Source organism: Providencia sp. PROV076 (assembly GCF_028483405.1).
In the GTDB taxonomy this organism is placed as follows: Bacteria; Pseudomonadota; Gammaproteobacteria; order Enterobacterales; family Enterobacteriaceae; genus Providencia; species Providencia huaxiensis.
On the sequence record NZ_JAMPRR010000007.1, the window covers coordinates 33,094 to 58,590 of the forward strand.

General features: G+C 43.3%; 20 protein-coding genes. All 20 read right to left on the reverse strand.

The window, feature by feature from the left end:
- Window positions 1-152 precede the first annotated feature (152 nt).
- Window positions 153-1,631: a ribosome biogenesis GTPase Der gene (gene der, locus PSF67_RS06310; protein WP_102137556.1), complete on the reverse strand. Its 1,479-nt coding sequence runs from the start codon at window positions 1,629-1,631 to the stop codon at window positions 153-155.
- A 130-nt stretch (window positions 1,632-1,761) separates the two neighbouring features.
- A complete protein-coding gene (bamB, locus tag PSF67_RS06315; RefSeq protein ID WP_272676649.1) occupies window positions 1,762-2,934 on the reverse strand; it encodes an outer membrane protein assembly factor BamB in 1,173 nt (390 codons plus the stop codon).
- Between the two features lie 20 nt (window positions 2,935-2,954).
- On the reverse strand, window positions 2,955-3,578 hold the full coding sequence (locus PSF67_RS06320; protein ID WP_102137554.1) for a YfgM family protein: 624 nt from the start codon (window positions 3,576-3,578) through the stop codon (window positions 2,955-2,957).
- A 10-nt stretch (window positions 3,579-3,588) separates the two neighbouring features.
- The gene (gene hisS, locus PSF67_RS06325) at window positions 3,589-4,866 is read right to left on the reverse strand and encodes a histidine--tRNA ligase (RefSeq protein WP_272676650.1); all 1,278 of its coding nucleotides are present in this window, start codon (window positions 4,864-4,866) and stop codon (window positions 3,589-3,591) included.
- Between the two features lie 219 nt (window positions 4,867-5,085).
- Window positions 5,086-6,204, reverse strand: coding sequence for a flavodoxin-dependent (E)-4-hydroxy-3-methylbut-2-enyl-diphosphate synthase (gene ispG, locus PSF67_RS06330; RefSeq protein ID WP_004264895.1), 1,119 nt, complete (start codon window positions 6,202-6,204; stop codon window positions 5,086-5,088).
- A 173-nt stretch (window positions 6,205-6,377) separates the two neighbouring features.
- Window positions 6,378-7,322, reverse strand: a complete 945-nt coding sequence (gene rodZ, locus PSF67_RS06335; protein ID WP_102137552.1) for a cytoskeleton protein RodZ — start codon at window positions 7,320-7,322, stop codon at window positions 6,378-6,380.
- 202 nt (window positions 7,323-7,524) lie between these two features.
- The gene (locus PSF67_RS06340) at window positions 7,525-8,706 is read right to left on the reverse strand and encodes a bifunctional tRNA (adenosine(37)-C2)-methyltransferase TrmG/ribosomal RNA large subunit methyltransferase RlmN (protein ID WP_004912645.1); all 1,182 of its coding nucleotides are present in this window, start codon (window positions 8,704-8,706) and stop codon (window positions 7,525-7,527) included.
- Window positions 8,707-8,867: 161 nt separating this feature from the next.
- Window positions 8,868-9,293: a nucleoside-diphosphate kinase gene (gene ndk, locus PSF67_RS06345; RefSeq protein WP_004264899.1), complete on the reverse strand. Its 426-nt coding sequence runs from the start codon at window positions 9,291-9,293 to the stop codon at window positions 8,868-8,870.
- 277 nt (window positions 9,294-9,570) lie between these two features.
- Window positions 9,571-11,892 carry a peptidoglycan glycosyltransferase PbpC gene (pbpC, locus tag PSF67_RS06350; protein ID WP_231068874.1) on the reverse strand — a complete coding sequence of 774 codons (2,322 nt, stop codon included), beginning with the start codon at window positions 11,890-11,892 and terminating at the stop codon, window positions 9,571-9,573.
- A 73-nt stretch (window positions 11,893-11,965) separates the two neighbouring features.
- Window positions 11,966-17,005, reverse strand: coding sequence for an alpha-2-macroglobulin family protein (locus PSF67_RS06355; RefSeq protein WP_272676651.1), 5,040 nt, complete (start codon window positions 17,003-17,005; stop codon window positions 11,966-11,968).
- Window positions 17,006-17,320: 315 nt separating this feature from the next.
- Window positions 17,321-17,773 carry an enhanced serine sensitivity protein SseB C-terminal domain-containing protein gene (locus PSF67_RS06360; RefSeq protein ID WP_102137549.1) on the reverse strand — a complete coding sequence of 151 codons (453 nt, stop codon included), beginning with the start codon at window positions 17,771-17,773 and terminating at the stop codon, window positions 17,321-17,323.
- A 112-nt stretch (window positions 17,774-17,885) separates the two neighbouring features.
- On the reverse strand, window positions 17,886-19,181 hold the full coding sequence (pepB, locus tag PSF67_RS06365) for an aminopeptidase PepB (protein ID WP_272676652.1): 1,296 nt from the start codon (window positions 19,179-19,181) through the stop codon (window positions 17,886-17,888).
- A gap of 173 nt (window positions 19,182-19,354) precedes the next feature.
- Window positions 19,355-19,555 (reverse strand): Fe-S cluster assembly protein IscX, encoded by a 201-nt coding sequence (iscX, locus tag PSF67_RS06370; RefSeq protein WP_004912658.1) that lies wholly within the window; start codon window positions 19,553-19,555, stop codon window positions 19,355-19,357.
- 339 nt (window positions 19,556-19,894) lie between these two features.
- Window positions 19,895-20,230 carry an ISC system 2Fe-2S type ferredoxin gene (gene fdx, locus PSF67_RS06375; RefSeq protein ID WP_042844637.1) on the reverse strand — a complete coding sequence of 112 codons (336 nt, stop codon included), beginning with the start codon at window positions 20,228-20,230 and terminating at the stop codon, window positions 19,895-19,897.
- Between the two features lie 2 nt (window positions 20,231-20,232).
- Complete coding sequence (hscA, locus tag PSF67_RS06380) at window positions 20,233-22,083, reverse strand: Fe-S protein assembly chaperone HscA (protein ID WP_272676653.1); 1,851 nt, start codon at window positions 22,081-22,083, stop codon at window positions 20,233-20,235.
- Window positions 22,084-22,095: 12 nt separating this feature from the next.
- A complete protein-coding gene (hscB, locus tag PSF67_RS06385) occupies window positions 22,096-22,617 on the reverse strand; it encodes a co-chaperone HscB (RefSeq protein ID WP_195697441.1) in 522 nt (173 codons plus the stop codon).
- Between the two features lie 88 nt (window positions 22,618-22,705).
- On the reverse strand, window positions 22,706-23,029 hold the full coding sequence (gene iscA / locus PSF67_RS06390) for an iron-sulfur cluster assembly protein IscA (protein WP_004264913.1): 324 nt from the start codon (window positions 23,027-23,029) through the stop codon (window positions 22,706-22,708).
- Between the two features lie 201 nt (window positions 23,030-23,230).
- Window positions 23,231-23,617, reverse strand: coding sequence for a Fe-S cluster assembly scaffold IscU (iscU, locus tag PSF67_RS06395; RefSeq protein WP_004264914.1), 387 nt, complete (start codon window positions 23,615-23,617; stop codon window positions 23,231-23,233).
- A gap of 24 nt (window positions 23,618-23,641) precedes the next feature.
- On the reverse strand, window positions 23,642-24,856 hold the full coding sequence (locus tag PSF67_RS06400) for an IscS subfamily cysteine desulfurase (protein WP_004264915.1): 1,215 nt from the start codon (window positions 24,854-24,856) through the stop codon (window positions 23,642-23,644).
- Between the two features lie 121 nt (window positions 24,857-24,977).
- On the reverse strand, window positions 24,978-25,475 hold the full coding sequence (gene iscR / locus PSF67_RS06405; protein WP_004264917.1) for a Fe-S cluster assembly transcriptional regulator IscR: 498 nt from the start codon (window positions 25,473-25,475) through the stop codon (window positions 24,978-24,980).
- Window positions 25,476-25,497: the final 22 nt, after the last annotated feature.

Genomic DNA, 25,497 nt, shown 5'->3' on the forward strand with positions numbered 1-25,497 from the left:
TTCGTCCATCATGATGTATTTTGGTCACGTAAGGGCGATATTCTTTCTTAAAGTATCAATCTAGATAATATTAAAAAGCCGTAACAGAATAATTTTGTTACGGCTTTATCTGTTCAATAGGGTTAATTAAACCTTTATTAACGCCTTATTGACTAACGCTTTTTCAAATGCTGCATTAAACGCTTACGCTTACGTAGCTGGGTTGCCGTTAACTTATTTTTCTTATCTGCATAAGGGTTTTCACCCTCTTTAAACAGAATTCGAATTGGCGTTCCCATCACTTGTAATGAACGACGGAAGTAATTCATCAAATAACGTTTATAGCTATCTGGTAAATCAGAAACTTGGTTACCGTGGATCACCACAATCGGTGGGTTGTGTCCTCCAGCATGGGCATATTTCATTTTAACACGGCGACCACGGATAAGCGGTGGTTGGTGCTCATCTTCTGCCATCTTCATAATGCGTGTTAATAATGCCGTTCCGACTCGACGAGTTGCTGATTCGTAAGCTTCTTGCACTGATTCAAATAGATTCCCCACTCCACTACCATGCAGTGCAGAAATAAAGTGAATACGTGCGAAATCAACAAAGCCAAGACGCAGTTCAAGCATGTCTTTTACGTGTTCGCGGTCTTCTGGCTTCATACCGTCCCATTTATTGACCGCAATCACCAATGAGCGCCCCGCATTGAGGATAAAACCAAGTAAAGATAAATCTTGGTCTGAGATACCTTCACGTGCATCAATGACTAATAATACGACGTTCGCATCTTCAATCGCTTGTAACGTTTTAATTACAGAGAATTTTTCGACTGTTTCAGTGACTTTGCCACGTTTACGAACACCTGCGGTGTCAATCAGGATATATTCACGCTCATCGCGTTCCATTGGAATGTAAATGCTGTCACGGGTTGTCCCGGGCATATCAAACACAATAACCCTATCTTCACCTAATATACGGTTGGTTAATGTGGATTTACCTACATTCGGGCGACCAACAATGGCTAATTTAATCGGTAGTGTTGTTGGGTCAAAGTCATCTTCTTCGTCTTCATCAAGCTCACCTTGTGCTTCTAACTCAGCCCAATAAGCCGCATTTTCTTCTTCTTCAGTCAGCTCAACCTCTTCTTCGTCTTCACCAATAAAAGGTTTTAACGATTGTTCGATTAACTGAGTGACACCACGGCCGTGCGATGCTGCGATAGGATGAATTTCCCCTAAGCCAAGAGAGTAAAAATCCCCGATTGCCGTTGTAACATCGATGCCATCTGTTTTGTTCGCGACTAAATATGTTTTTTTCTTGCGACTACGAAGATGTTTGGCAATACCTTCATCTGCAGGCATTAACCCAGATCTTGCATCAACCATAAACAGAACAATATCGGCCTCTTCAATGGCTTGCAAGGACTGTGCGGCCATGTGCGTTTCTACGCCTTCCTCAGTCCCATCGATACCACCCGTGTCGATAATAATGAATTCATGCCCTTCAACTTCAGCACGACCATATTTGCGATCACGAGTCAGACCGGGAAAGTCCGCTACTAATGCGTCACGGGTACGGGTTAAACGGTTAAATAACGTGGATTTTCCTACGTTTGGACGCCCTACCAGCGCTACGACGGGTATCATTCTTAGATGCCTCACAACTTTTATTAACTTAAGGAATTCTGAGGCTTTAACTCAGAAAACAAAAAAACGAAACGGCTCCTGTCTTCAGGAACCGTTGATTTTATCGATAAATTGGCGGTTTGTCAGAAAATTAACGTGTTAACAGGTAAACTGTTCCGTTTTTTGTCTGAACCATTAGCTTATCACTCGCAACAACTGGGCGACTGTGAATACCTGAGCTGTTTAATTTGTTTTGTGCAACAAACCCACCCGTATTCATGTCTAACCAATGCAGATAACCTTCTTTATCACCGACAACAAGATAGCCATTATACATTTCTGGCGCAGATAACCCACGATTTAACAGGTCTTCCTGCGTCCATAGCGTCACACCATCGCTTTTACGAACAGATAATACGCGGTCACTTTGGTCAACGAGATACAGGTTTTCACCTGACATCACCATGTCATTGATTGAGCCCAGCTCACGTTTCCACAGAATTTGACCTGAGCGCATATCCAGTGCTGCCAATGTGCCATTATAAGCAATCGCATACACTTTACCGTCATCAATAATTGGTGTCATGTCGACATCATTTAAGCGGCCGATTTCTGTCGAACTTGTCACTTGCGAAATACGTTGTTGCCAAATTAATTGACCTTGAGACAACAGCACCGCACTAACACGGCCGTTGTCCCCACCGACAATCGCAGCACCAAAAGCAACCGCAGGCGCAGATTCACCGCGTAATGACAACGATGGGGTATCCATGTTAACGGTCCATTTGATTTCACCGCTATTGACGTCTAAAGCTTGCAGTTGGCCATTACTGGTATGAATCATAACAAAATCATTACTCACTACCGGTTTAGAAAGGGCTTCACCGGCAACTTCGACATCCCAAACGACTTGGCCATCTTCTTTGTTCAGCGCAATAACGGTTCCGCGCTCTGTACCCACAAAGATTTTGTCGCCATCGACGGTTAAACCGCCTGACAATAACGCAGACAAGTTAGCAGAAAGAAAACCAGTTCGTTTAGATAAATCGACTGACCAGAGCTCTTTACCGCTATCGAGTTCAAAAGCTTTAACTAAACCTTTACGGTCTGCTGCATAAACCGCTGAACCATCCCAAACAGGTGATAATTCAGAATAAAATTGTTCAACACCATTTCCGACAGATTTATCCCAAACAATTGATGGGCTGAATTGATTTTCAACCTGTGGAAGTGGCGCCATGATAATAGAATCAGTTTCGCTGGAACAACCGGCAAGTAAAGCTGAAGCGACTAGGCCAACTAAAAGTGTTTTGCGCAACTGCATGTTTGTCGTTTCCTTTCTTCTTATGAATTAGATACGTTGTTCAACTTCAGAGTCAAAATACCTCTAATAGATTGAGAGCCTTCACTTTCTAACCCCTGAGCGTAAGCCGCTTTTGCACCTGCTTTATCGCCCTTGTGGAGTAAAGCATCACCACGGACATCCTGTGCCGTTGCTTGCCATGACTTACTTTTAATATTTGCAACTGATGCTATCGCACCGTCCGCATTACCTTGAGCCAATTGAACTCGCGCTAAACGCAGGTTAATTAAATCTTGCATATCCGCGGTTTTTGCCTTCGCTAGTGCATTGGTCAAAGCAGTTTGTGCGTTAGCCAAATCACCTTTATCCACAGCGATTTGCGCAAGCTCTAAGCCCATCATCGCACTGTATACATCGTCAGTTTCAGCTGCGAATTTTTGCGCTGCAACAATACTTTGTTCTGAACCTGAACGTAACTGAGTGTTTACTGCTTCAAACTTTTGAGCGCTTTCTTGCAGTACATTGGTTTTATGTGATTGCCAGTAGTTCCAACCAAATACACCACCCACACCAATTACGAGGCCAACAACTAATGCCACGCCATTATTCGCAAAGAAGCGTTTAATCGCATCGACTTGATCATTTTCGTTTGTATAGACTTCCACTTGTCTCTCCTTAACCTAATAACTCGGCGATGCGTGACGCCATAAGTTGCTGCGAAATGGTTTCTTGTACGCCTGTGCGTAAATCTTTCAATGTGACTTGGTTATTTTGAATTTCATCTTCCCCCAAGATCAGGGCAATTTTAGCGCCTTGTTTATCCGCTCTTGCTAACTGTTTCTTGAAGTTACCACCACCGTGGTTAGTCATTAACCGCAGTGTCGGTAGTGCATCACGCACTTTTTCGGCCACTAATATCGCTGCTTGCTGGCTATTTTCGCCAAATGAAGCAAGATAAACATCAGCCACTGAAGCATCCGCTGTAAATTCAGGATTCACTTCTTGGACTAATAACACCATGCGTTCCATACCCATGGCAAAACCCACCGCAGGTGTTGCACGACCGCCTAATTGTTCAACTAAGCCATCATAACGGCCACCCGCGCAAACTGTACCCTGTGAGCCCAACGCCGTTGTTACCCATTCAAAAACAGTGCGGTTATAGTAGTCAAGACCACGAACTAAACGCTGATTAACACGGTATTGAACGCCAGCGGCTTCTAACAGCTTGCATAAGCCATCAAAGTGCTCACGTGATTCGACATCAAGGTAATCAAACAGTTCAGGCGCATCATTCAATAAAATCTGAACGTCTTGATTTTTGGAGTCCAAAACACGCAGAGGATTTGTGTACATCCGGCGTTTGCAATCTTCATCCAGCTTGTCTTTATGCTGTTCTAAGAAAGCAACTAAGGACTCACGGTAATTAGCACGCGCTTCTAGTGAGCCAATCGAATTCAGCTCTAATGTCACATGCTCACTAATACCTAATGCTTTCCACCAGCGTGCTGTCATTAAGATGACTTCCGCATCAATGTCAGGACCCGCAAGACCAAACACTTCAGCACCTAATTGGTGAAATTGACGGTAACGGCCTTTTTGTGGGCGCTCATAACGGAACATTGGCCCTAAATACCACAAACGCTGTTCCTGATTGTACAGCAAACCATGCTCAATACCGGCACGGACACAACCTGCGGTATTTTCAGGGCGTAATGTCAGACTTTCATCATTACGGTCATTGAAAGTGTACATTTCTTTTTCAACGACATCCGTCACTTCACCTATCGCTCTGCGAAATAGCGGGGTCTGCTCTACAATCGGGGTACGAATTTCACTAAAACCATAACCCTGTAAAATATTTTTTAATGTTGCTTCGATTTTCTGCCATACACGCGTGTCAGCTGGTAAGTAATCATTCATGCCGCGAATGGCTTGGATATTTTTTCCCACTTTATTTCTCTATTTTCAGAATTACATAAGTTTGATTATAAGAGCGAAATATCATCTGGTTCAATCAACAAACACCAATTACTGATACTAATCGGGATTTATCTGTCAATTTGTACGGTGAGCGACCGATTTTAGAAAAAAATGCGGATAATTGATATAGCGTTTGTTCTAAATATGCCAAACGACACTATGAATCGTTTGGCACTAGATTAGACAAAATTAATCTTTTAAATTGACTTCAATCCGCTTGCTTTCATCCATCATCGCTGCTTTGGCTCGAATTTTAGCTTCTAACTGGTCGATAATGTTGTCATTATCAAAGCGCTCTTTTTGACGTTTACCGTCTTCATAGAAACCACTCTTGGTTTTTGCGCCTGCAACACCTAGCGTGGACACTTCCGCTTCACCGGGACCATTGACCACACAACCAATAATCGACACATCCATTGGTGTAATGATATCTTCTAAGCGCTGTTCTAACTCATTCACCGTGCCTATCACATCAAACTCTTGCCGTGAACAAGTTGGACAAGCAATAAAATTAATGCCACGTGAACGAATACGCAGTGATTTTAAGATATCAAAACCGACTTTAACTTCTTCAACCGGGTCCGCCGCTAAAGAAATACGCAAGGTATCACCAATACCCTCGGACAGTAGCATTCCTAAGCCAATTGCCGATTTTACTGAACCTGCACGTGCACCACCGGCCTCGGTGATCCCTAAATGCAGTGGTTGATCGATTTTATTCGCTAATAAACGGTAGGAGCCGACAGCGAGAAACACATCTGATGCTTTTACACTGACTTTAAACTGGTCGAAATTCAGTCTATCTAAGATATCCACATGGCGCATTGCTGACTCAACTAAGGCTTCAGGTGTCGGTTCGCCATACTTCTCTTGAATATCTTTTTCAAGGGAACCACCATTGACCCCAATGCGAATAGGAATATTGTAATGGCGTGCACAATCAACCACTTGGCGAATTCTTTCTTCGCTACCAATATTACCTGGGTTAATACGCAAGCAATCAACACCGTATTCGGCCACTTTTAATGCAATACGATAGTCAAAATGGATATCAGCCACCAGAGGAACACTAACTTGCTGTTTAATCAACTTAAACGCTTCTGCCGCATCCATCGTAGGAACAGAAACGCGAACAATATCCACACCAACACGCTCAAGTGATTTAATTTGGCGGACAGTAGCTTCGACATCAGTTGTGCGGGTATTGGTCATTGACTGGACAGCGATAGGTGCGCCATCGCCTACTGGTACGCTGCCTACATTAATACGAGTGGATTTACGTCTTTTTATCGGTGATTCATTATGCATTTTTGTTTAATTCTCCGAACGTCCATGTGCTCTTTGTTACCGTGGTACTCTTTGCTACCGAGGTATAGTTTTAACGATTATTTTTATACGCTCAACTATACACAAGAAAGCAAACCATAGCCTATCAAAAAAGATGTTTTCGGATATAGTTTGCTTCTTTTTGTCTTTCTAATTTAGGCTTCAGGTAACTTCAATTTTGCCGGACGTTTCGCTTTGATGAAGCGGCTTAAATCAACGGCATTACCTTGGAACTGTACAGTGACATTTGCTGGTGCACCGATGTTCAGACGATAAGGCTGCGGGCCATCAAGCTCCAGCTTATCGCCATTATTTTTGGTGCCACTGAATAAGATTTTATTATTCGCGTCACGAATTTCTAACCAGCACTGGCCAGTAAAGTTTAAGACCAAAGCTTGGCTGCTAACAGCAACAGGGTCAGTCGTTTCTGTGTTTTGTGTTCTATCTAATGCAACAGAAGATTGCGGTGCATTAGGTAATGGAATGGTTCTGACAGGCTCGGTAATCGGGTCTGTGGTTAATACAGGCTCTTGAACTTGTAATTCAAGCGCATTTTCCTGTGCGGCAGGGGCAGTGTCAGTTGAGACAATTTCTGTTGAAGTCGACAATTCAACCGGTGTTGTGCTGTTATTTTGCTGAGACAAAATCAAATCATTTTGATTTGCAATTGAAACTAGCTCATTTTTCTGTGCGTTATGATCTTGCCACCACCACACACCAACCATTGCAATCAGCACAATCACAATCAACCACGTCAGTTTCATTAGCCAACCTTCACGCTTTTTACGTTTTTTCCCTAAAGAATAGCTTTGCATAGGAGAAACTTTGGCTAATGTGACAGGTTCTTCCGTTTTCAAATACGTTTTTAATTCGTTTTCTGATATGCCGACCATTCGAGCATAAAGGCGAATATAACCACGTAAAAATGTCGGTTCTACACCAGCGGGAGCAATATCTTGTTCTATCTCTTTTACCGTACTGATTTTAAGGCATAATCGTTCTGCAACAATATCTTGGGTTAGCCCCATGCGCTCACGTGCTTGCGTCAATAATTGTCCGACTGTCGTCGTAGTCTGTTCGGTATTATTTTCGATAGTCATTTGCTGGCAACACTATTTCCAAGTTTAAAATATATAAAGCAAACATTGAGCAGCTTTATTCGTCAATAATTTATCATCATGTTGAAACAACAATTAAATTTTTCTTATTGCTTCTACTATTGTAGGTTAACAAGGGCGTTTTGCCTAACTCTAAAACGCCCTAAATCATAACCTAATTCACTAATTCAAACATATTTATAAATCAGACTGTTTTTACCTTAATAGGTTCCCCTGCTAAGCGTTTTTTCAACGTTCGCTTCGTTCTGTCAATCACATCACCAGCAAGTTGCCCACAGGCAGCGTCAATATCATCACCGCGTGTTTTGCGCACTATCGTGGTAAAACCATAGCCCATCAACACTTTACAGAAGCGGTCGATACGACTATTCGAACTTCTACCGTAAGGGGCCCCTGGGAACGGGTTCCACGGGATTAAGTTAATTTTGCTCGGTGTGTTTTTTAAACATTCTGCTAATTGATGAGCTTGCTCAACACTGTCGTTCACGTGATCTAACATCACATACTCTACAGTTACTCGTCCTGCATTCGCATTCGATTTGGTTAAATAACGATTCACGCTGTTGAGGAAAGTTTCAATATTGTATTTTTTATTAATTGGAACAATATCGTCGCGAATATCGTCTGTTGGTGCATGTAGTGAAATCGCTAATGCAACGTCAATCATATCCCCTAGTTTATCTAATGCAGGTACAACCCCCGAAGTGGAAATCGTGACACGGCGCTTAGATAAACCAAAACCGAAGTCATCTAACATAATCTCCATTGCCGGGACGACATTATTCAAATTCAGTAATGGTTCGCCCATTCCCATCATTACGACGTTAGTAATTGGACGACGTCCACTGGATTTCAGTGAACCAATAATTTTTGCAGCTCGCCAAACCTGGCCAATGATTTCGGAAACACGTAAGTTACGGTTGAAACCTTGCTGTGCCGTAGAGCAGAATTTACATTCCAGTGCACAACCGACCTGTGAAGAGACACACAGTGTTGCCCGATCTGCTTCTGGGATATAGACGGTTTCAACCAGTTGGTCACCCACTTTGATGGCCCACTTGATGGTGCCATCTGATGAACGTTGTTCATCAGCGACTTCCGGTGCACGGATTTCTGCAACTTCTTTCAGTTTTGCTCTAAGGACTTTATTAATATCGGTCATTTGGTCAAAATCATCATAGCAATAATGATAAATCCATTTCATGACCTGATCAGCGCGGAACGGTTTTTCACCCATTTGAGCAAAAAATTCGCGCATTTGTTTGCGGTTTAAATCGAGTAAATTGGTTTTTTGGTTCGTTTTTTCTGGTGTGACAGAAATAGCAGAAGAAGTTGCACATTGTGCATCTGTCGTCATATCAGACATGGTGTATTGCCTCGTTGTTACACTTTCGGCAGTGCTAGTAATGAGTATAGCACGACGTAATTTTTGCAGTCTTAAAAATATAATCGCCCCGCTAATCATAGCAGGGCGTCGCATTGTACAAACTTTATAACAATAATGCTAATGCATTAGTTAAAGAAGTCTTAGCGTGGGCAGATTTCATCCGCAGTGAAGAAATATGCGATTTCACGTGCCGCAGATTCTTCAGAGTCTGAACCGTGAGTTGCGTTTTCAGTGAAGCTGTCTGCGTAGTCTGCGCGTAAAGTACCCGCTAATGCGTTATCTGGGTTAGTTGCGCCCATCAGGTCACGGTGACGTTGGATTGCATTTTCACCTTCTAACACTTGCAGCATGATAGGGCCTGAAGTCATAAATTCAACCAGACCTTCAAAGAAAGGACGGCCTTTGTGTTCAGCGTAGAAGCCTTCAGCTTGCTCACGAGTCAAATGCATCATTTTAGCAGCGATAATAGTGAAACCGGCGCTTTCAAAACGGTTGTAGATTGCACCAATAACGTTTTTCTTCACAGCGTTTGGTTTAATAATAGAAAATGTACGTTGAACAGTCATAAATAACCTCTTAGCGATTCATTAGGCCTTTATTCTTTATTCTTCCCTGTAACTTAGGATGTAAGAACTTAAAATAGGCATGTTGTAGTTTTTTATATTATTTCTAATTCTATTGTTAGACCTTTAGACCTCAAAGGCAACCCTATCTAGGAAAAAGAAAAATAAGGCGATGATTATAGGGGCTCTGATTACAATTTCCTACAGTCACAACAACATTTTGTTAAACTTTTTATAGCAAAAAACACTATTTTTTCGGGTAAGTCACGTTTTTCATCTATTACTTCACTCTAAAGCTTATTGCCGTTACTTGGCCGCTTAAATCTAATACTGAAATTTGGTAGCTTCCACTTTTATCGAGTGTTAGCAAAATAGAACCGTTTTGCTCGGTTGTATTCACTTGTTCTCCGTTTAAAAACCACCATTTCTGCCCTTGCCCACCCTGTGTGACTAAACGCAAGTCTAAGCTAGTTTTACCAGGTAAACGCTGTAATACTTCACCATCACGTATACCAGAAATCAATAATGGCGGCATTTCTAACTTCATAGGAGGACAAACTGAATCCGCTTTAGGTAACCGATTTTCCCGTTTTTCACTGTTTGGTAACCATGACTCCACCGTAATTGGCCATAAATGCACTTCTTTTTCTTGGGCATTCGGGCAATCAGCCGCAACTTGGAGCCCTTTCTCATTGACCCAAATTTTTTGCCTTAATCCTAATAACGACTCTTGGTCTCGCGCCATTAAAGTCGGTGGGATCGTATTATCCAAGATCCAGCTAAGACGCCTTTGGCGGCAATTATTGTCATCTTTCAGCAATGCTGTGCCACCCGGCCAGCAAATCACCGCTTGGCTTACACTGGCAGGTTTCACATCTTTTGGTAACGGCTCATGTGATTGGTAAATTTTGCTCAGTAACATGCCATTTATTTGATTCATAATAGGGATCGCTGTGGCGAAACCTAACTGCCCTGCAACAGGCGTGGCATCAGGCCGCCCAACCCAAACACCGATGGTATAACGTGGATTAACACCAATCGCCCACGCATCACGATAACCATAACTGGTCCCTGTTTTCCATGCCAAATTTATTTGCCCTGATAAATTAGGATCCGGTACAGGACGAGCTTCCCCACCCATAATTCGGCGCACTATCCATGCTGCGCCCGGTGACATCAGCGCTCTATCACGAATTTCATCGGTGGGTTTAAAGCGCAGCGGTGACACATTACCTTTTCGCGCAAATGCGCTGTAAGCGGAAACCAAATCTTCCATCCGTGTAGCTGTCCCGCCTAAAATTAGCGACAAATTTGGCTCGCTGCCTAACGGAAAGCGCAGTTCAGTCCCAACATTGCGGAGTTGAGCCGTAAATCGTTTACTGCCATACACATCTAACAACTGCACTACGGGTAAATTCAATGAGCGAACTAATGCATCGCTGACACTCACAGGGCCATTAAAACCACTGTCAAAGTTACCGGGACGATAATCATTAAAGCGCCGCGGAACATCTTGTAATAACGATTCCGCGTGGATGAGCCCATCATCCATCGCTAATGCATATAAAAATGGTTTTAACGTTGAGCCGGGGGAGCGCCAAGCGCTTACCATATCGACATGCCCAAAACGGCTATCATCTTGGAAATCAATGGAGCCAATATACGCTTTCACGGCCATATCCGTATGATCGACCACCAAAATCCCCAGTGACGTTTGTTTTGGCAGTTGGTTTTTCCAATTCATTGCCATATCTTCCAGCTGCCTTTGTAAGCTGGCATCGATAGTGGTTTCAATGATGGACTCTTGCGTCCCCTTGGTCACCCGCCTTGCCAGCAAGGGGGCTGAATGTGGATTCTTTCGCGGTGCTAACCAAATCTGTTCTTGTTTAATATCAGTAACTTTTTCAGGGCTCCAGACCTGGTATTCCTCTAACCGGTCTAACACCTTATCACGAGCGGCTTGTGCTCTTTCTGGATAACGGTCTGGCCTTAAGCGGCTAGGGGCTTGAGGTAAAACAGCAAAGAGAGCCGCTTCACTCGCTGTCAATTTTGCCGGTGACTTATTCAAATATACCCAGCTAGCGGCGCCAATCCCTTCAATCGTTCCGCCATACGGAGCGCGGTTTAAATACATCTCTAAAATTTCATCTTTTGAATAGTGGTACTCAAGCTGAGCCGTACGCCAAAGTTGTTTTAGCTTACCACCCAATGTTCTTTCATGGGGGTCAATTAAGCGTGCGACTTGCATCGAAATGGTACTACCGCCTGACACAATGCGCCCCGAACTCACAAACTGCCCCGCAGCCCTAACTAGCGAAAACGGGTTTACCCCCGGATGGCGATAAAAATGGCGATCTTCATAGGTTAATAACGCTTCGATAAAATCAGGAGAAACCTCCTCGAGTGTAACCGGAAAGCGCCAAATACCCTCTTTGTCTGCAAAGCGCCACAATGGTGTGCCATCCGCTGCAACCACGGTTCGTGCCATTTCAATTTGCTTAATCGGCAACGGCCAGATTTTATCAGCCCCTAGAAAAGCCAGTGGCAAAATAATGACCAACAGAACCAGTGTAATGCCTGTGCGGCGTAACCATTTTTTCATTGATGGGAGTACCGAAAATAAATTAAAAGAGCCCTTATATCTTGAGTATTAATATAAGGGCTTTAAGAGGAGATTAACGAACGATTTCTAATTGGCCATCAGAATAGCCAGTCGCACGCCAGTCAGGGACATACATTGATTCAACTTGTGGTACTGGAATGCTATACACACCCGGTGTCACTGCCCGCGCTAAGTAGACTAATGTCGTTGGTCGATATTGCTGTACTTCAACGGCAGCCACAAAACGGTCATCACGGTATTCCATATGGCGAATTTGTGATTGTTGCATATCATCAATCAGTTCTTGCAGGTTCGGTGCAGATTCACTCAAATTAGCGCTACTGTTCGCTAAATTTTGGTTTTCTAGTTCTAAGCCCGCTGGCAGCAAGTCAACCACTAGCGCATCTGGCACACTTTGGGATGCCTGAACTTCCAGCTTAACCACCACCATTTCACCGCTTCTTAGTCTATCTAATGAAATGCGATTGCCTTTCATATCATAGTAACTACGGCTGATACCTAATACGTTCGAACTTGGTTTCGGTGAATGTTGCGGATACCCCACTACGTTTAAGCGTGTATACAGGGTATTGGTTCCATTGTTTTCGATGCTATAGCCTGTTTCTAATTGGCCTTTACTCAGGAACTCACTCACAGGTTTATCTGAAACCATCGGAGGTTCTTGGCCATTAATCGTTGCTTTCCATGGAGCTTCACTTTCATTTAAGTAGAAACGGCCCGCTAAGTACAACGCGTTGCTCTCTTGTGTCGAGAAATAACGTTGAGAAGTCAAGTTATTAGACAAAGTTTGCAGTTTTTGGTCGCGCGATTTTGGCATTAAATTATATTCATTTAACAGCGCAACAATCATCGCATCGTCACGGATCACTGAGCCGTAATCCCCGACATAACTGTAGCGATTACGCTGTTTTTTCATCCCGTCAATCACCGCGCTCTCACCACGTGATTTATCCCCCATCAAGTTCAACGCAACGCCTAACTGAACAAGTGGTAAGCCACTCGCGGCATGATCTCTTTGGTTATAAAGTTGACGTAATGCACCTAGAGGTGCTTTTTGCTGTGACGCCAATACTAAGCCTGCATAAGCTTGGGTTGCGAAACGCGCGCCTGCCTGATTTTCCGTATAAGGATAATTGATTTGGTTGCCATCTTGTAAATAGCTCAATAAGCGCGTGTTTGCGTTACTGATAGCTTCTTGGGGAACCGTAAACCCACGCTGATTCGCTTTATTCAAGAAATCCGCTGCATATGCGGTTAACCAATACTCTTCGCGGCCGTTTCTATCCCATAACGAGAAACCGCCATCATTACGTTGCATACTTAACAAATGCGGAATACCAATTTCAATCGCTTTATGGCGGTCTGCATCCGTCTGCGTTTTAATCCCTATCTTATTCAGCTCAGCTTGAGTTGAGAATAATGATGGATATAACCCGCTGATAGTTTGCTCCAAGCAACCATATGGGTAAGCAAATAACTCTCTAATATAACGAGAAACATCTAACGGTGGACGGCTCGTTAATAGCACTTGCCCTTCAATGGTATCTGGTTGTAGGCCCGCAATCTGGTTAATTGGCAGTGCCCATGAGGTACCTGGCTCAATAGCGGTTGCAAACGAAACAGTTTCTGCCGGTTGTGCCGGACGAACGCCAACTTTCCAACTGTTGCTGTAATCTTTATTGGCTTCGCCTTGAATGTTAATGCCATTAATGGTCATCGACACTTCGCCTTCACCAAAGCCGTAGTCTGCTTTGACCGGTAAGTTAATCGTGGTGCGTTTGCCTTTCGGTAACGCTAACTCACGGCTACTGACACCATCAAGTTTCACCATTCCTGATGCCTTGAAGTTGACGGTCACATTCTGCGTGTTATCCGTCATATTGGTCAAATCAAGTGCAAAGTAAGACTTATCACCGCCAGCCATAAATCGTGGCATCGACATTTGTGTCACTAATGGTGCCGCGACAATCACTTTGCTATCTGCATGGCCGAACTCTTTTTCATTCCATGCTTGCGCCATCACGCGGAGTTCGCCATTAAAATCAGGGATAGCAAGGCTAATTTCACCCTCACCGTCTTTATTTAATGTGACAGGCTTAGCCTGCTCAGCAATAATTTGCACTTCAGTGAGTGGCTTCATACCACCACGCTCTAATGCCGCCTCTTCGCTGTCACCACCAAAGCGCAGGTTAGCAACCTTACCTTGGCCTTCAATTAAGTGACCATAAACGTCATATTGGTCAACACTATAGCGCTTACGGCCAAAGAAAGCGTCATACGGGTCTGGAGTTTTGAAATCCGTGATATTCAATACACCAGTATCTACCGCTGATAACAACACATTCACTTTTTCAGGTAATGGTTTTCCGTCTTGTGCGGTCGCTTTAATTTTTACCGTCAAGTCTTGATTAGGACGCATTTTGTCTGGCGTCGTTAGAGCCAACGCTATTTTACGGTTCTCATCTGCAATCGGTAAATGCAAGACACCCACCGCACGTTTCACCGTGGCTTCTTTAGAGTCATCTCCTGGGCGAACCACAACTGCTGAGACGTAGAGGTCATGACGAGCCCACTCTTTATTGACTGGAATTTCAACGTCTAAGCCCTTTTCTGGCACGTCGATTTCTTCCCACCACAGTGGGCCATTACTCGACTCGAGCAATATATATCCCTTACCTGCTTTAGGGGATTCAATGCGAACTTTGGCTTTTTCACCCGGTAAGTACGCAGGTTTATTTAGGCTAAGTTTCACTTGGTCAGGGCGAACTGAACCACTTCCCCCCGTATTATCTTGCCATGAATACCCTGCCCAGAACTGGACACTCGACACGAGCTGATTTTCTGGGTTGACGACTTCTAGGCGGAATGCGCCCCAATCCACAGGGAAAAACACTTTCGCAGTCCCGTCTTTGGCGATGACAATATTTTCATTCGCCATAACGAGGTCTTTTTGGTCATAATTTGAAGACCAGCCACCACTTTCAGACCAACTCCAGTAATAATCACGGCGTTCGTACACTAAACGCGCTGTTAAGTTTTCTGCCGCCAGTTTATTACCCGCCGCATCTGCCATGACTAATTCAAACTCAGCAAGCGAGTTTTCATCCACATTATGGCGTTTGACATAACGGTCTGTGCGGTAATCATAAATTTCTTTCTTAGCAAATAATGGGCGAATACCGACCAATTTTTCCGCCGGCCAAATGGCTTGCTCAGCACGACGCGTCACTGGACGGCCACCTGCTTCAAGCAAACTTGCTTGTAAAACAGCTGAAATCGGTGAACGTGTTGAACTCCAATTACTGTTTGGAATTGAAATCACCGTTTCACCGTTGCTGTCCAGCGTTAGGTCAAACTCATCCAACTTACGTGGTAAGCCCTCTTCGTTGACAGCACCAAATTCAAAGCCCGGTAATTTTGCTACCGCTTCGCGATTGGCCTTTAACACAATTTGGCCTTGTAACTGGTTATCTGCCGCTGGCGCACCATATAAATAACGCCCTTGAATATCAAAATCCACGGATTGATCAGTTAAACGCGGCACATCGCTACCAACGATTTCTAGCGCCATACGTTCAGGCATGAAATCTTCAACATTAAATTTGTAATAACGCAGTGGCGAGCCATCACCTAAATCAAAGCGCAGTGACCAACCGCCTGTCTCTGCATTTCTAGGGATTTCAAATTGATATTGATATAGCCCATTTTGGTTTTCTTCCGGCTGCCAAACAAAGCTACGAACCACTTGCCCATCCGTTTTTAATACATCAACTTTAACTGGTTGAGTTTTAACCGGATTACCATCACCATCACGCAATAAACCATTGACCAGTAGCAATTCACCCGGACGATATAAATCACGAGGCCCAAAGGTGAAAAATTGTTTTGCGTAGCCTTCCGGCCCTGAAATGTCGAATTCAGATAAATCAAGTGCAGGATGAGTTAAATCAATCATACTGGTTTGCCCTTCGTGGGTTGCCAGTAATAATTTTCCACCCGCTAATTTATCTAACTGGGCATGACCATCGCCATCTGTCGTGCCTTTTGTCACTAACTGGCCTTTTTCATCCAAAATACGCAGCTCAACACCTTTAATTGCGGAGCCTTTCGCTAAGGATTGGGTGAAAATGTCGACACGGTCTTGGTAACTGTGTAGTGACACACCAATATCACTCAATGTGAAGACGGTCGCAGGGAATTGATAACTATAGCTGCCTGCTTTTTGCATGATGGCCAAATATACGCCATCTTGCTGCAACTCTTTGACATCTTTGAGTGGTAGTAAAATGGTTTGGCGGGTATTTTTATCTGGGTTTAAATCAAAGCGGCCGGTATAAGCCAGCTCCACTTTGTCGAGAAACTCTTCTGAATACCAATACTCATAATTACTGCGATATTGCCACTGCGCTAAAAATTGTGGCAATTGCTTTTCATCTACACGGAAGAAATTGACGTCGACTTTATCAACGTTCAAGGCTATCACAGGTAAGCCTTGGGCGACCTTGCTCGGTAATAAGGAGCCTTTACTTGCAAAACCAACCGTTGGGATAATTTGTGCTGTGGTCAGTTTTTTCTCAAAACTGTCGGTCGTTGTACGCTCATTAACCGCTTTAATACCTGGGTTAATGGTTAAATTTAATTCTTTAGAGGGTGGAAGGTGACGGAAACGTAGTTCCATCTGGTTATCAGACAGCTCCCAAGCCCCATCCAATTTTCCTGATTTAACATCAATAAGGTTAATAAACTGGCCGAAGTCTTGGTTGGCTTGCAATGGCACGGAGAATGTCACCACCATGGCACTTGCACCATCAAGTTGTAATTCAGATGCATCCAAAATGGTTAAATCTTTCCCTGCATATTTTTTTACCATTTCTTCAGTGGAAAGTTTCGGTGCTACTTTTTTCTGTTCTGCAACTGGCGCTGTTTTGGTTTGGTTTTCTGGCGCTGTTGTTGAAACATTTGGCTCATTTTTGGTTGTTTCATCTGCATTATCACAACCGGCCAATGCCACGACCGATGCTAACGCAAGTGCTAAATAACGTTTTTTGGTTTTTAGACCCGCCAATGAAGCCCAACTTGATTGTTGTTTCATTACCGCCCGCCCTTTAATTAGTTAAAATGTATTCTATTTTTACGGTTTTAACAGAAGGTTAAAACCACACTATATACGTTTAAATCGTTTAAAATACACACAGATAAATGCTGCTGATAGTGTTTTAATTATCAATATAATTTAACAGAATGTAATAAGAACACCTATCAGACAAAACGGAAAAAATGATGGGAGAGAAAAACAGAGAAATGAAATAATATTTTTTAAATAGTAAGCAGAATATATATTTAATTAATGACCAATATGCATTTTATGAGTGAGAAAAGTATTTTCCTCACTCTATACATGAAATTATTAGGTATTTTTTACTGGGATTGTATCTCGTAAGAAGCTACCAAGACGACGCTGATAAAAAGGTTGAACGTGTTGAGTAATAAAGTGGCTAACACCTTGCTCATTTTCATTCACCACACAAAAATCAATAGATTCGTCATCAGCTAAGAACTCACAAGCAAGTGTTCCCGCCTCATGAATAATGGTATCAATATTTTCCGCTCCTGCGGTAAATTCCAATGCTATCATTAAGATAGGCGTTTCTTGCGCGTCATCGTTCTCTATTGCGGAAACCATAAAACCGCGTCTAACCACTTTGTATTGTTTAAAAAATTCAGTCAGCGCCTCAACAATGGCTTGTGGCTGTTCTTCTAACACACTTAATTTAAGTGATGAACCTTTTGGCACGGTTAATTCAGTAAATTGGATCTCAGTTTCTTGGTTGGAACTGTTATTATTCGATTGCTGCGACATTGCCAATCCCCTGCTATTAAAAAGAATCGCTTATTATACTCGCAAATACGTCAAGGTAAAAAAATAGGCACGAAAAGTCACCTTCCCGTGCCTGTTATCAATCAAACATTCGCTACTTTGATTTACTGATTAATAAGTTAGCCAATGTTCTTACACCTGTACCCGTTGCGCCCTCAGCCCATAAGCTAACAGCGGATTTACGGTAAGTCGCGGAGCAGTCAATATGCACCCAATTTTGACGATAATTTTCAACAAAGTGCGATAAAAAGGCAGCTGCTGTACTTGCACCCGCGGTATGAGATGGCGCTGCAATGTTGTTTAAATCGGCAAAGCCTGACGGTAATTGTTGGCGATGGAATTCAGCTAATGGTAAACGCCAAAATAATTCGAACTCTGCATCTGATGCATTCATTAAGTCAGCGACTAACTTATCATCGAAGCTCAATACTGAATGGTAGTCATTACCCACAGCCATTTTCGCTGCGCCTGTCAAGGTTGCTGCATCGATGATCAACGTTGGTTTTTCTTTGCTCGCATCAATCAGGCCATCGGCTAGTACTAAACGACCTTCCGCATCTGTATTCATAATTTCAACAGACTTACCATTACGGTAACGAATAATATCACCCAGCTTGAATGCACTGCCGCTAACCATATTGTCAGCAATACACAGGAACATTTTCACGCGTTTTTGTAAGCCACGCGAAATCGCCAATGCCAACGAACCCGCTAATGTTGCAGCACCACCCATATCCGCTTTCATTGAATTCATTGAAGAGGAAGGTTTGATGCTATAGCCACCTGAGTCAAAGGTAATACCTTTACCCACTAACGCAGCAAAAACAGGGGCATTTGGGTTCGCACCTGGGTTGTAATCTAACGCTAAAAAGACCGGTGGACGACTTGAACCGCGACCAACCGTATGAATACCGGTATAACCTTGTTCTAATAAATCATCACCTTTAATAATACGGTAACTAATGTCTTGTGCGCCCACCGTGCAGAGTAAATCAATGGCGCGTTGCGCGAGTTGCTCTGGCCCTAACTCTTCTGCCGGTGCATTAATGACATCACGTACCCAATCAATGGTACGAATACGGTTTTCTAACTCTTTACGATCCGCTTCTGGCAATACAGGCCATTCAATCGTTCTAGCCCCTTTTGGTGCACGAAAACCTTGCCAAAATGCCCAGCTTTTTTCTAAATCCCAGCCTTCGCCAGCCAAAGCAACATTGCGGATCCCTTGGCCATCTAATTTACGGCCAGCGCTTTGTACTGCACATAATTTACCTGCATGTTTCAGGTGGATTGTCATCCCTTTATCGCTAGAGCTTAACAATGCGCCTTCGCCCCAACAAGGTGCAGCTGGCTCACAAGAAATCATTACTGGCATAATTTGTTTTGTCATCGTTTTTCTCACTTTGTCTATTTTTGCAGACAGCAAAAGCCCATTTATTCTGTCAGCAGATGGCATTACCTTAACTGATAAATGCCAATAGGGATATCATTATAGTGCTGATATAAAATAAAAAACCGAGCACTATTTCTAATAGTCGCTCGGTCTTTAGAATAAATCCCTCGTTATTCGAATTCATCCAGCCAAACTAACAAAATCGCTTCTAGGATTTTTTCATTCGATTTTTGCGGATCATCATCAAATTCTTCTAAATCGCAAATCCACTGGTGCATATCGGTAAAGCGCACCGTTTTTGGATCAACATCGGGAAATGCGTCATACAGTGCCTCTCCGATTTCACGGCTATTTGACCATTTTAAACTCACGACACCCTCTCTTATCTATATCTGTCAGAGACATTTATGTACTTCATACAAGTCATTCAGTGCTCTAATTTTAGTCATGCTCTAAATAGTTTGTGTGTAGCTAGGCGGCAAATTGAGCTAATCCCTAGGAGCATACACAAGTATGTGACTAGGGTTAGTGAAAGAAGCCAACAACACTACAGCGTGAAGTATGACAATGCATAACAAGCACTTCGATTTTTTAAATAATTCACGTTGTAGCTAGGCGGCAAATGAGCTAATCCCTAGGAGCATACAAAAGTATGTGACTAGGGTTAGTGAAAGAAGCCAACAACGCTACAGCGTGAAGTATGACAAAAATCAGTGTTCGCGGGCGTGATTGATAGTATATTTTGGTATCTCTACCACTAAATCCTCATCCGTCACCAGCGCCTGACAACTTAGACGACTTTCTGGCTCTAGTCCCCATGCTTTGTCTAGCATGTCATCTTCGAGTTCACTACTTTCTTCCAGTGAGTCAAAACCTTCACGAACGATACAATGACAAGTTGTACAAGCACAGGATTTTTCACAGGCGTGCTCAAGCTCAATACCGCTGCGTAGTGCAACATTTAAAATAGATTCGCCTTCTTGTGCTTCGACAACCGCACCGTCTGGACATAAATCACTATGAGGTAAAAAAACTATTTTAGGCATAATTATATCTCATCCACAGAATGGCCTGACAACGCTTGGCGAATGGAGGTATCCATACGACGCGCGGCAAACTCCTGCGATTGCTTATCCAGTTGTTTAATGGCATTTTCAATTGCGATTGGGTCTGTACCCTCAACCGCTTTAATTAACTCATTGACCGCATTATCAATTCCTGACTCTTCTTCTGGCGTCAGTAAATTGCCATCTTGGGCTAATGCGCTCGTTAAACTTTCAAGCACTCTTGCTGCTTCAACTTTTTGCTCCGCTAGGCGGCGCGCATTTAAGTCATCTTGCGCGTTAGTCATTGAATCTTTAATCATGTTTGAAATTTCATTATCCGTTAACCCATATGATGGCTTAACTTGAATAGAGGCTTCTACACCCGTGGATTTCTCCATAGCGCTAACACTTAATAGCCCATCCGCATCCACTTGGAAAGTCACACGAATATGCGCACCACCAGCTGCCATTGCAGGAATATCACGCAAGGTAAAGCGAGCTAATGAACGACAATCTGCTACCATTTCACGTTCACCTTGCACCACATGAACGCTCATCGCTGTTTGCCCATCTTTAAATGTGGTAAATTCTTGAGCACGAGCAACTGGGATCGTCGTATTACGCGGGATCACTTTTTCAACCAATCCCCCCATGGTCTCTAGGCCAAGGGATAACGGGATCACGTCCAATAACAACATTTCGCTGTCGGGTTTGTTCCCTACTAAGATATCCGCTTGAATGGCGGCGCCAATCGCTACAACTTTATCTGGGTCGATGGATGTCAGAGGTGATTTACCGAAAAACTCCCCGACTTTTTGGCGTACTAATGGCACGCGAGTCGAGCCACCGACCATAACAACGTTCAGTACCTCTTGCGCTTCAACACCTGCATCTTTCAATGCACGACGACAAGCCATTAAAGTGCGTTTAACATGAGTTTCAATAAGTGCTTCAAACTGTTCACGTTGAATTTCACCTTGCCAATCACCAAGGGTGATCGTCGCAACTTCAGATGCACTTAAGGCAATTTTCGTTTCTGTCGCCACATTTAATAACTGACGATTTAAATGGTGATCGCCTTGTAATGAAACGCCTGCCTGTTCAGCAATCCACTGTGCCAATACTTGGTCGAAATCATCACCACCAAGTGCTGTGTCGCCCCCCGTCGCCAACACCTCGAAGACTCCACGGCTCAGGCGCAAAATGGACACATCAAAAGTCCCACCGCCTAAATCATATACCGCGATCACCCCTTCTTGCCCTGAATCTAATCCGTAAGCAATCGCGGCGGCAGTCGGTTCATTCAGCAAACGTAATACATGTAAGCCTGCAAGACGAGCCGCATCTTTCGTACCTTGACGCTGAGCATCATCGAAATAAGCAGGAACCGTGATCACTACGCCATCCATTTCCCCCGCTAAGGTTTCTTCTGCACGTTTTGCTAATGTTCTTAGAATGTCAGAAGACACTTGGATTGGGTCGACTTGGCCAGCCGCGGTTTGAATAAATGGCAAACCGTTTTCGCTCGCGCTCAGTTGATATGGCAAGTCAGGATAACGTTTTTGAATATCGGTTAGAGAGCGCCCCATCATACGTTTCACAGAAATGATGGTATTAACGGGGTCTTGCTCAGCACGTTGCTTCGCATCCCATCCCACTAATTTGCTTTCGGATTGATAATTAACAATCGATGGTAATAAAAAGCGCCCTTGGCTATCAGGCAAAGCTGCAGCTTCACCACTGCGCACTGTCGCAATCAAAGAGTGGGTGGTACCTAAATCAATGCCTGCAGCCAATTTGCGTTGATGCGGAGCTGCTATCATACCGGGTTCGCTGATTTGTAGTAATGCCATAATCGTTTTCTCTTAAAATTCATCTAGTAATCGTTCTTCGAGTTGCTCTGCTTGCTGCTGAAGCTTATCGAGAAAACGTAGTTTACGTACTGTATCAGCGGCTTTTTCCCACTCCATGGCATCCAGTTCTGTCACCATCAGGGCACTTCGTGCTTGCTGCATTTGTTTAACGTTTTGCATAAATTTAGCCAACAGATCAAGTGCATCATCACTGTTCTCAATATTGTCTAACTCTTCACGTAGCTCAAGCTGCTCCATCAAAAATGCCGTGTCATGCATAGTATGTTGTTCGTTATTAATATCAAAACCATGCAATGAAAGCATATATTCCGCACGTTTTAGCGGATGACGAAGGGCTTGGTAGGCAGCATTAATGGTTGCTGCTTTTTGCAGTGTTTGCATTTTTTCCTGTTCAGAACAGGTAGCAAAACGGTCAGGATGGTATTGACGCTGTAAGTCTTGAAAACGTAACGTCAGTTGTTCGCTATCGATGGCATAAGTGGGGGTCAACCCAAAAAGAGTAAAGTAATCCATAAGTGCTCAGTTTCTCGAACCGGTTACCAATACCACTAATAAGCTAAAACTAGTGAGATTGGCCGAAAATTAGGCTTAATTGAACGCATTATACGTGAAAACTTTCACCGCATCCGCATTCACTATTGACGTTAGGATTATTAAATTTAAACCCTTCGTTTAAGCCTTCTTTAACGAAATCCAGCTCAGTACCATCAAGATAAACAATGCTCTTGCCATCGACGATGACCTTCACGCCTTTATCTTCAAAAACTGTGTCTTCTTCATTGATTATATCGGCGAATTCAAGAACATAAGCCATTCCTGAACAACCTGAAGTTCTTACACCTAAACGCAAGCCTTCGCCTTTTCCACGATTTTGCAGAAAGGATTGAATACGCTGCGCAGCACTTTCTGTAAGAGAAATAGACATTGCAAACCTCACTTTAGAAACAAACAAGGCAGATGCTACTCATGAGTCGCATCCGCCTTCAAATTATTTTATACCCACCCGATTTCTAAGCTAAGAAACTCAGCGATGTTTAGCCTAGATGGCATGAGTATTGTTCCAGTTATAGGACGATAACTTGTTGTTATTGATTAATATGGGTTGCCCTATAGACTGATTAAAAACTTATTTGCTTTGGCGTTTGCTTTTGTAATCAGCAATAGCAGCTTTAATTGCATCTTCCGCTAGAATTGAACAGTGAATTTTCACTGGTGGTAATTCTAACTCTTCTGCAATTGCTGTATTTTTGATTGACTCCGCTTCATCCAAACTTTTGCCTTTCATCCACTCAGTCACCAGTGAACTTGATGCAATTGCTGAACCGCAACCATAAGTTTTAAAACGTGCATCTTCAATAATGCCGTCATCATTTACTTTAATCTGTAATTTCATGACGTCACCACAGGCAGGTGCACCTACCATACCGCTACCGACGCTTGGGTCGCTGTTGTCAAACGAACCAACGTTACGTGGGTTTTCATAATGATCGATAACTTTTTCACTGTAAGCCATTTTTAAACTCCTGAAACCGTCTGATTAATGGTGAGACCATTCGATGCTGTTAAGATCTACGCCGTCTTTGAACATTTCCCATAAAGGAGACAGCTCGCGTAAGTGGCCAATTGCGCCATGAATCATTTTGATTGCATAGTCAATTTCTTCTTCTGTCGTGAAACGACCTAAAGAGAAACGGATTGAGCTATGTGCCAGCTCATCATTCATCCCTAAAGCGCGCAGTACATAAGAAGGTTCTAGGCTTGCAGAAGTACATGCAGAACCTGAAGATACAGCCAAATCTTTTAATGACATCATCAGTGATTCACCTTCAACATAGTTGAAGCTGACGTTCAGAATGTGCGGCGCACCGTGTTCTAAATCACCATTGAGGTAAACTTCTTCGATATCTTTAATGCCGTTCCACAAACGTAACCGTAAACCGCGTAAGCGTTCAGATTCCGCAGCCATTTCTTCTTTGGCAATACGGTAAGCTTCGCCCATACCAACGATTTGGTGTACAGGTAATGTCCCAGAACGCATACCGCGCTCATGACCACCACCGTGCTGTTGTGCTTCAAGGCGAACACGTGGTTTACGACGGACATACAGTGCCCCAATACCCATTGGGCCATAGAGTTTGTGCGCAGAAAATGACATTAAATCAACTTTTAACGCATTCAGGTCGATGGGCAATTTGCCCACGCTTTGAGTTGCGTCAACGTGGAAAATAATCCCTTTACTACGGCATAATTCACCAATAGCTTCGATATCCTGCACCACACCAATTTCATTATTAACATGCATAATAGAAATTAAAATGGTGTCTTCACGGATAGCGTCTTGTAGGTCTTGCATAGCAATTAAACCGTTGCTTTGCGGTGACAAGTAAGTCACTTCAAAACCTTCACGCTCTAATTGGCGGCAGGTATCTAAAACGGCTTTATGTTCCGTTTTACAGGTAATAATGTGGTTGCCTTTCTTTTTATAGAAATTAGCAGCGCCTTTAATCGCTAAGTTATCAGACTCAGTTGCGCCTGAAGTAAACACGATTTCACGTGGGTCAGCGCCCACTAATTCGGCGATTTGATTGCGAGCAATATCTACCGCTTCTTCCGCTTGCCAGCCGAAACGATGAGAACGGGACGCTGGGTTACCAAAGTTCCCATCCATTGTTAAACATTGCATCATTTTTTCAGCCACACGCGGGTCAACCGGTGTTGTTGCTGAATAATCAAGATAAATTGGTAATTTCATTGCTCACTTACTCCAAAGGACAAGGTAACTTGCCTTTAATTTTTAAAGATACAAATGGCGGAAATTAGCTCTTCGTCTAACAACTCACCGAGGTGTACCGACTGCAATTTTTTTAATATTTTTAAGCACGTACATTGATAATCGATTCAGGTGTAATCCCATTAGGCATGGTTTTACGCTGTTCGTTATCTTGTCTATCAGCAACAACCATGACTTCTTGGTTTTTAACCAATTCATCAAGGCTAATGCTGCTAAGGAAACTTGTAATTCTATCGCTTAAATCACGCCATAATGCGTGAGTTAAGCAGCGGTCGCCATTTTGGCAACCTTCTTTATTCCCCTGACAGCGGGTGGCGTCAACAGATTCATCTACCGCAGCGATTACTTCAGCAACAAAGATTTGGTCTGCGTCTCTACCAAGCAAATAACCACCGCCTGGACCGCGCACACTCGAAACCAACTCGTTTTTACGTAAACGAGAAAAAAGTTGCTCAAGATAAGAGAGGGAAATCCCCTGACGTTCAGAAATATCAGCTAAAGGCACTGGACCTGACTGAGAGTGTAATGCGACATCTAACATCGCAGTTACTGCGTAACGCCCTTTGGAAGTGAGTCTCATAACATATTACTCCATGGTAAAT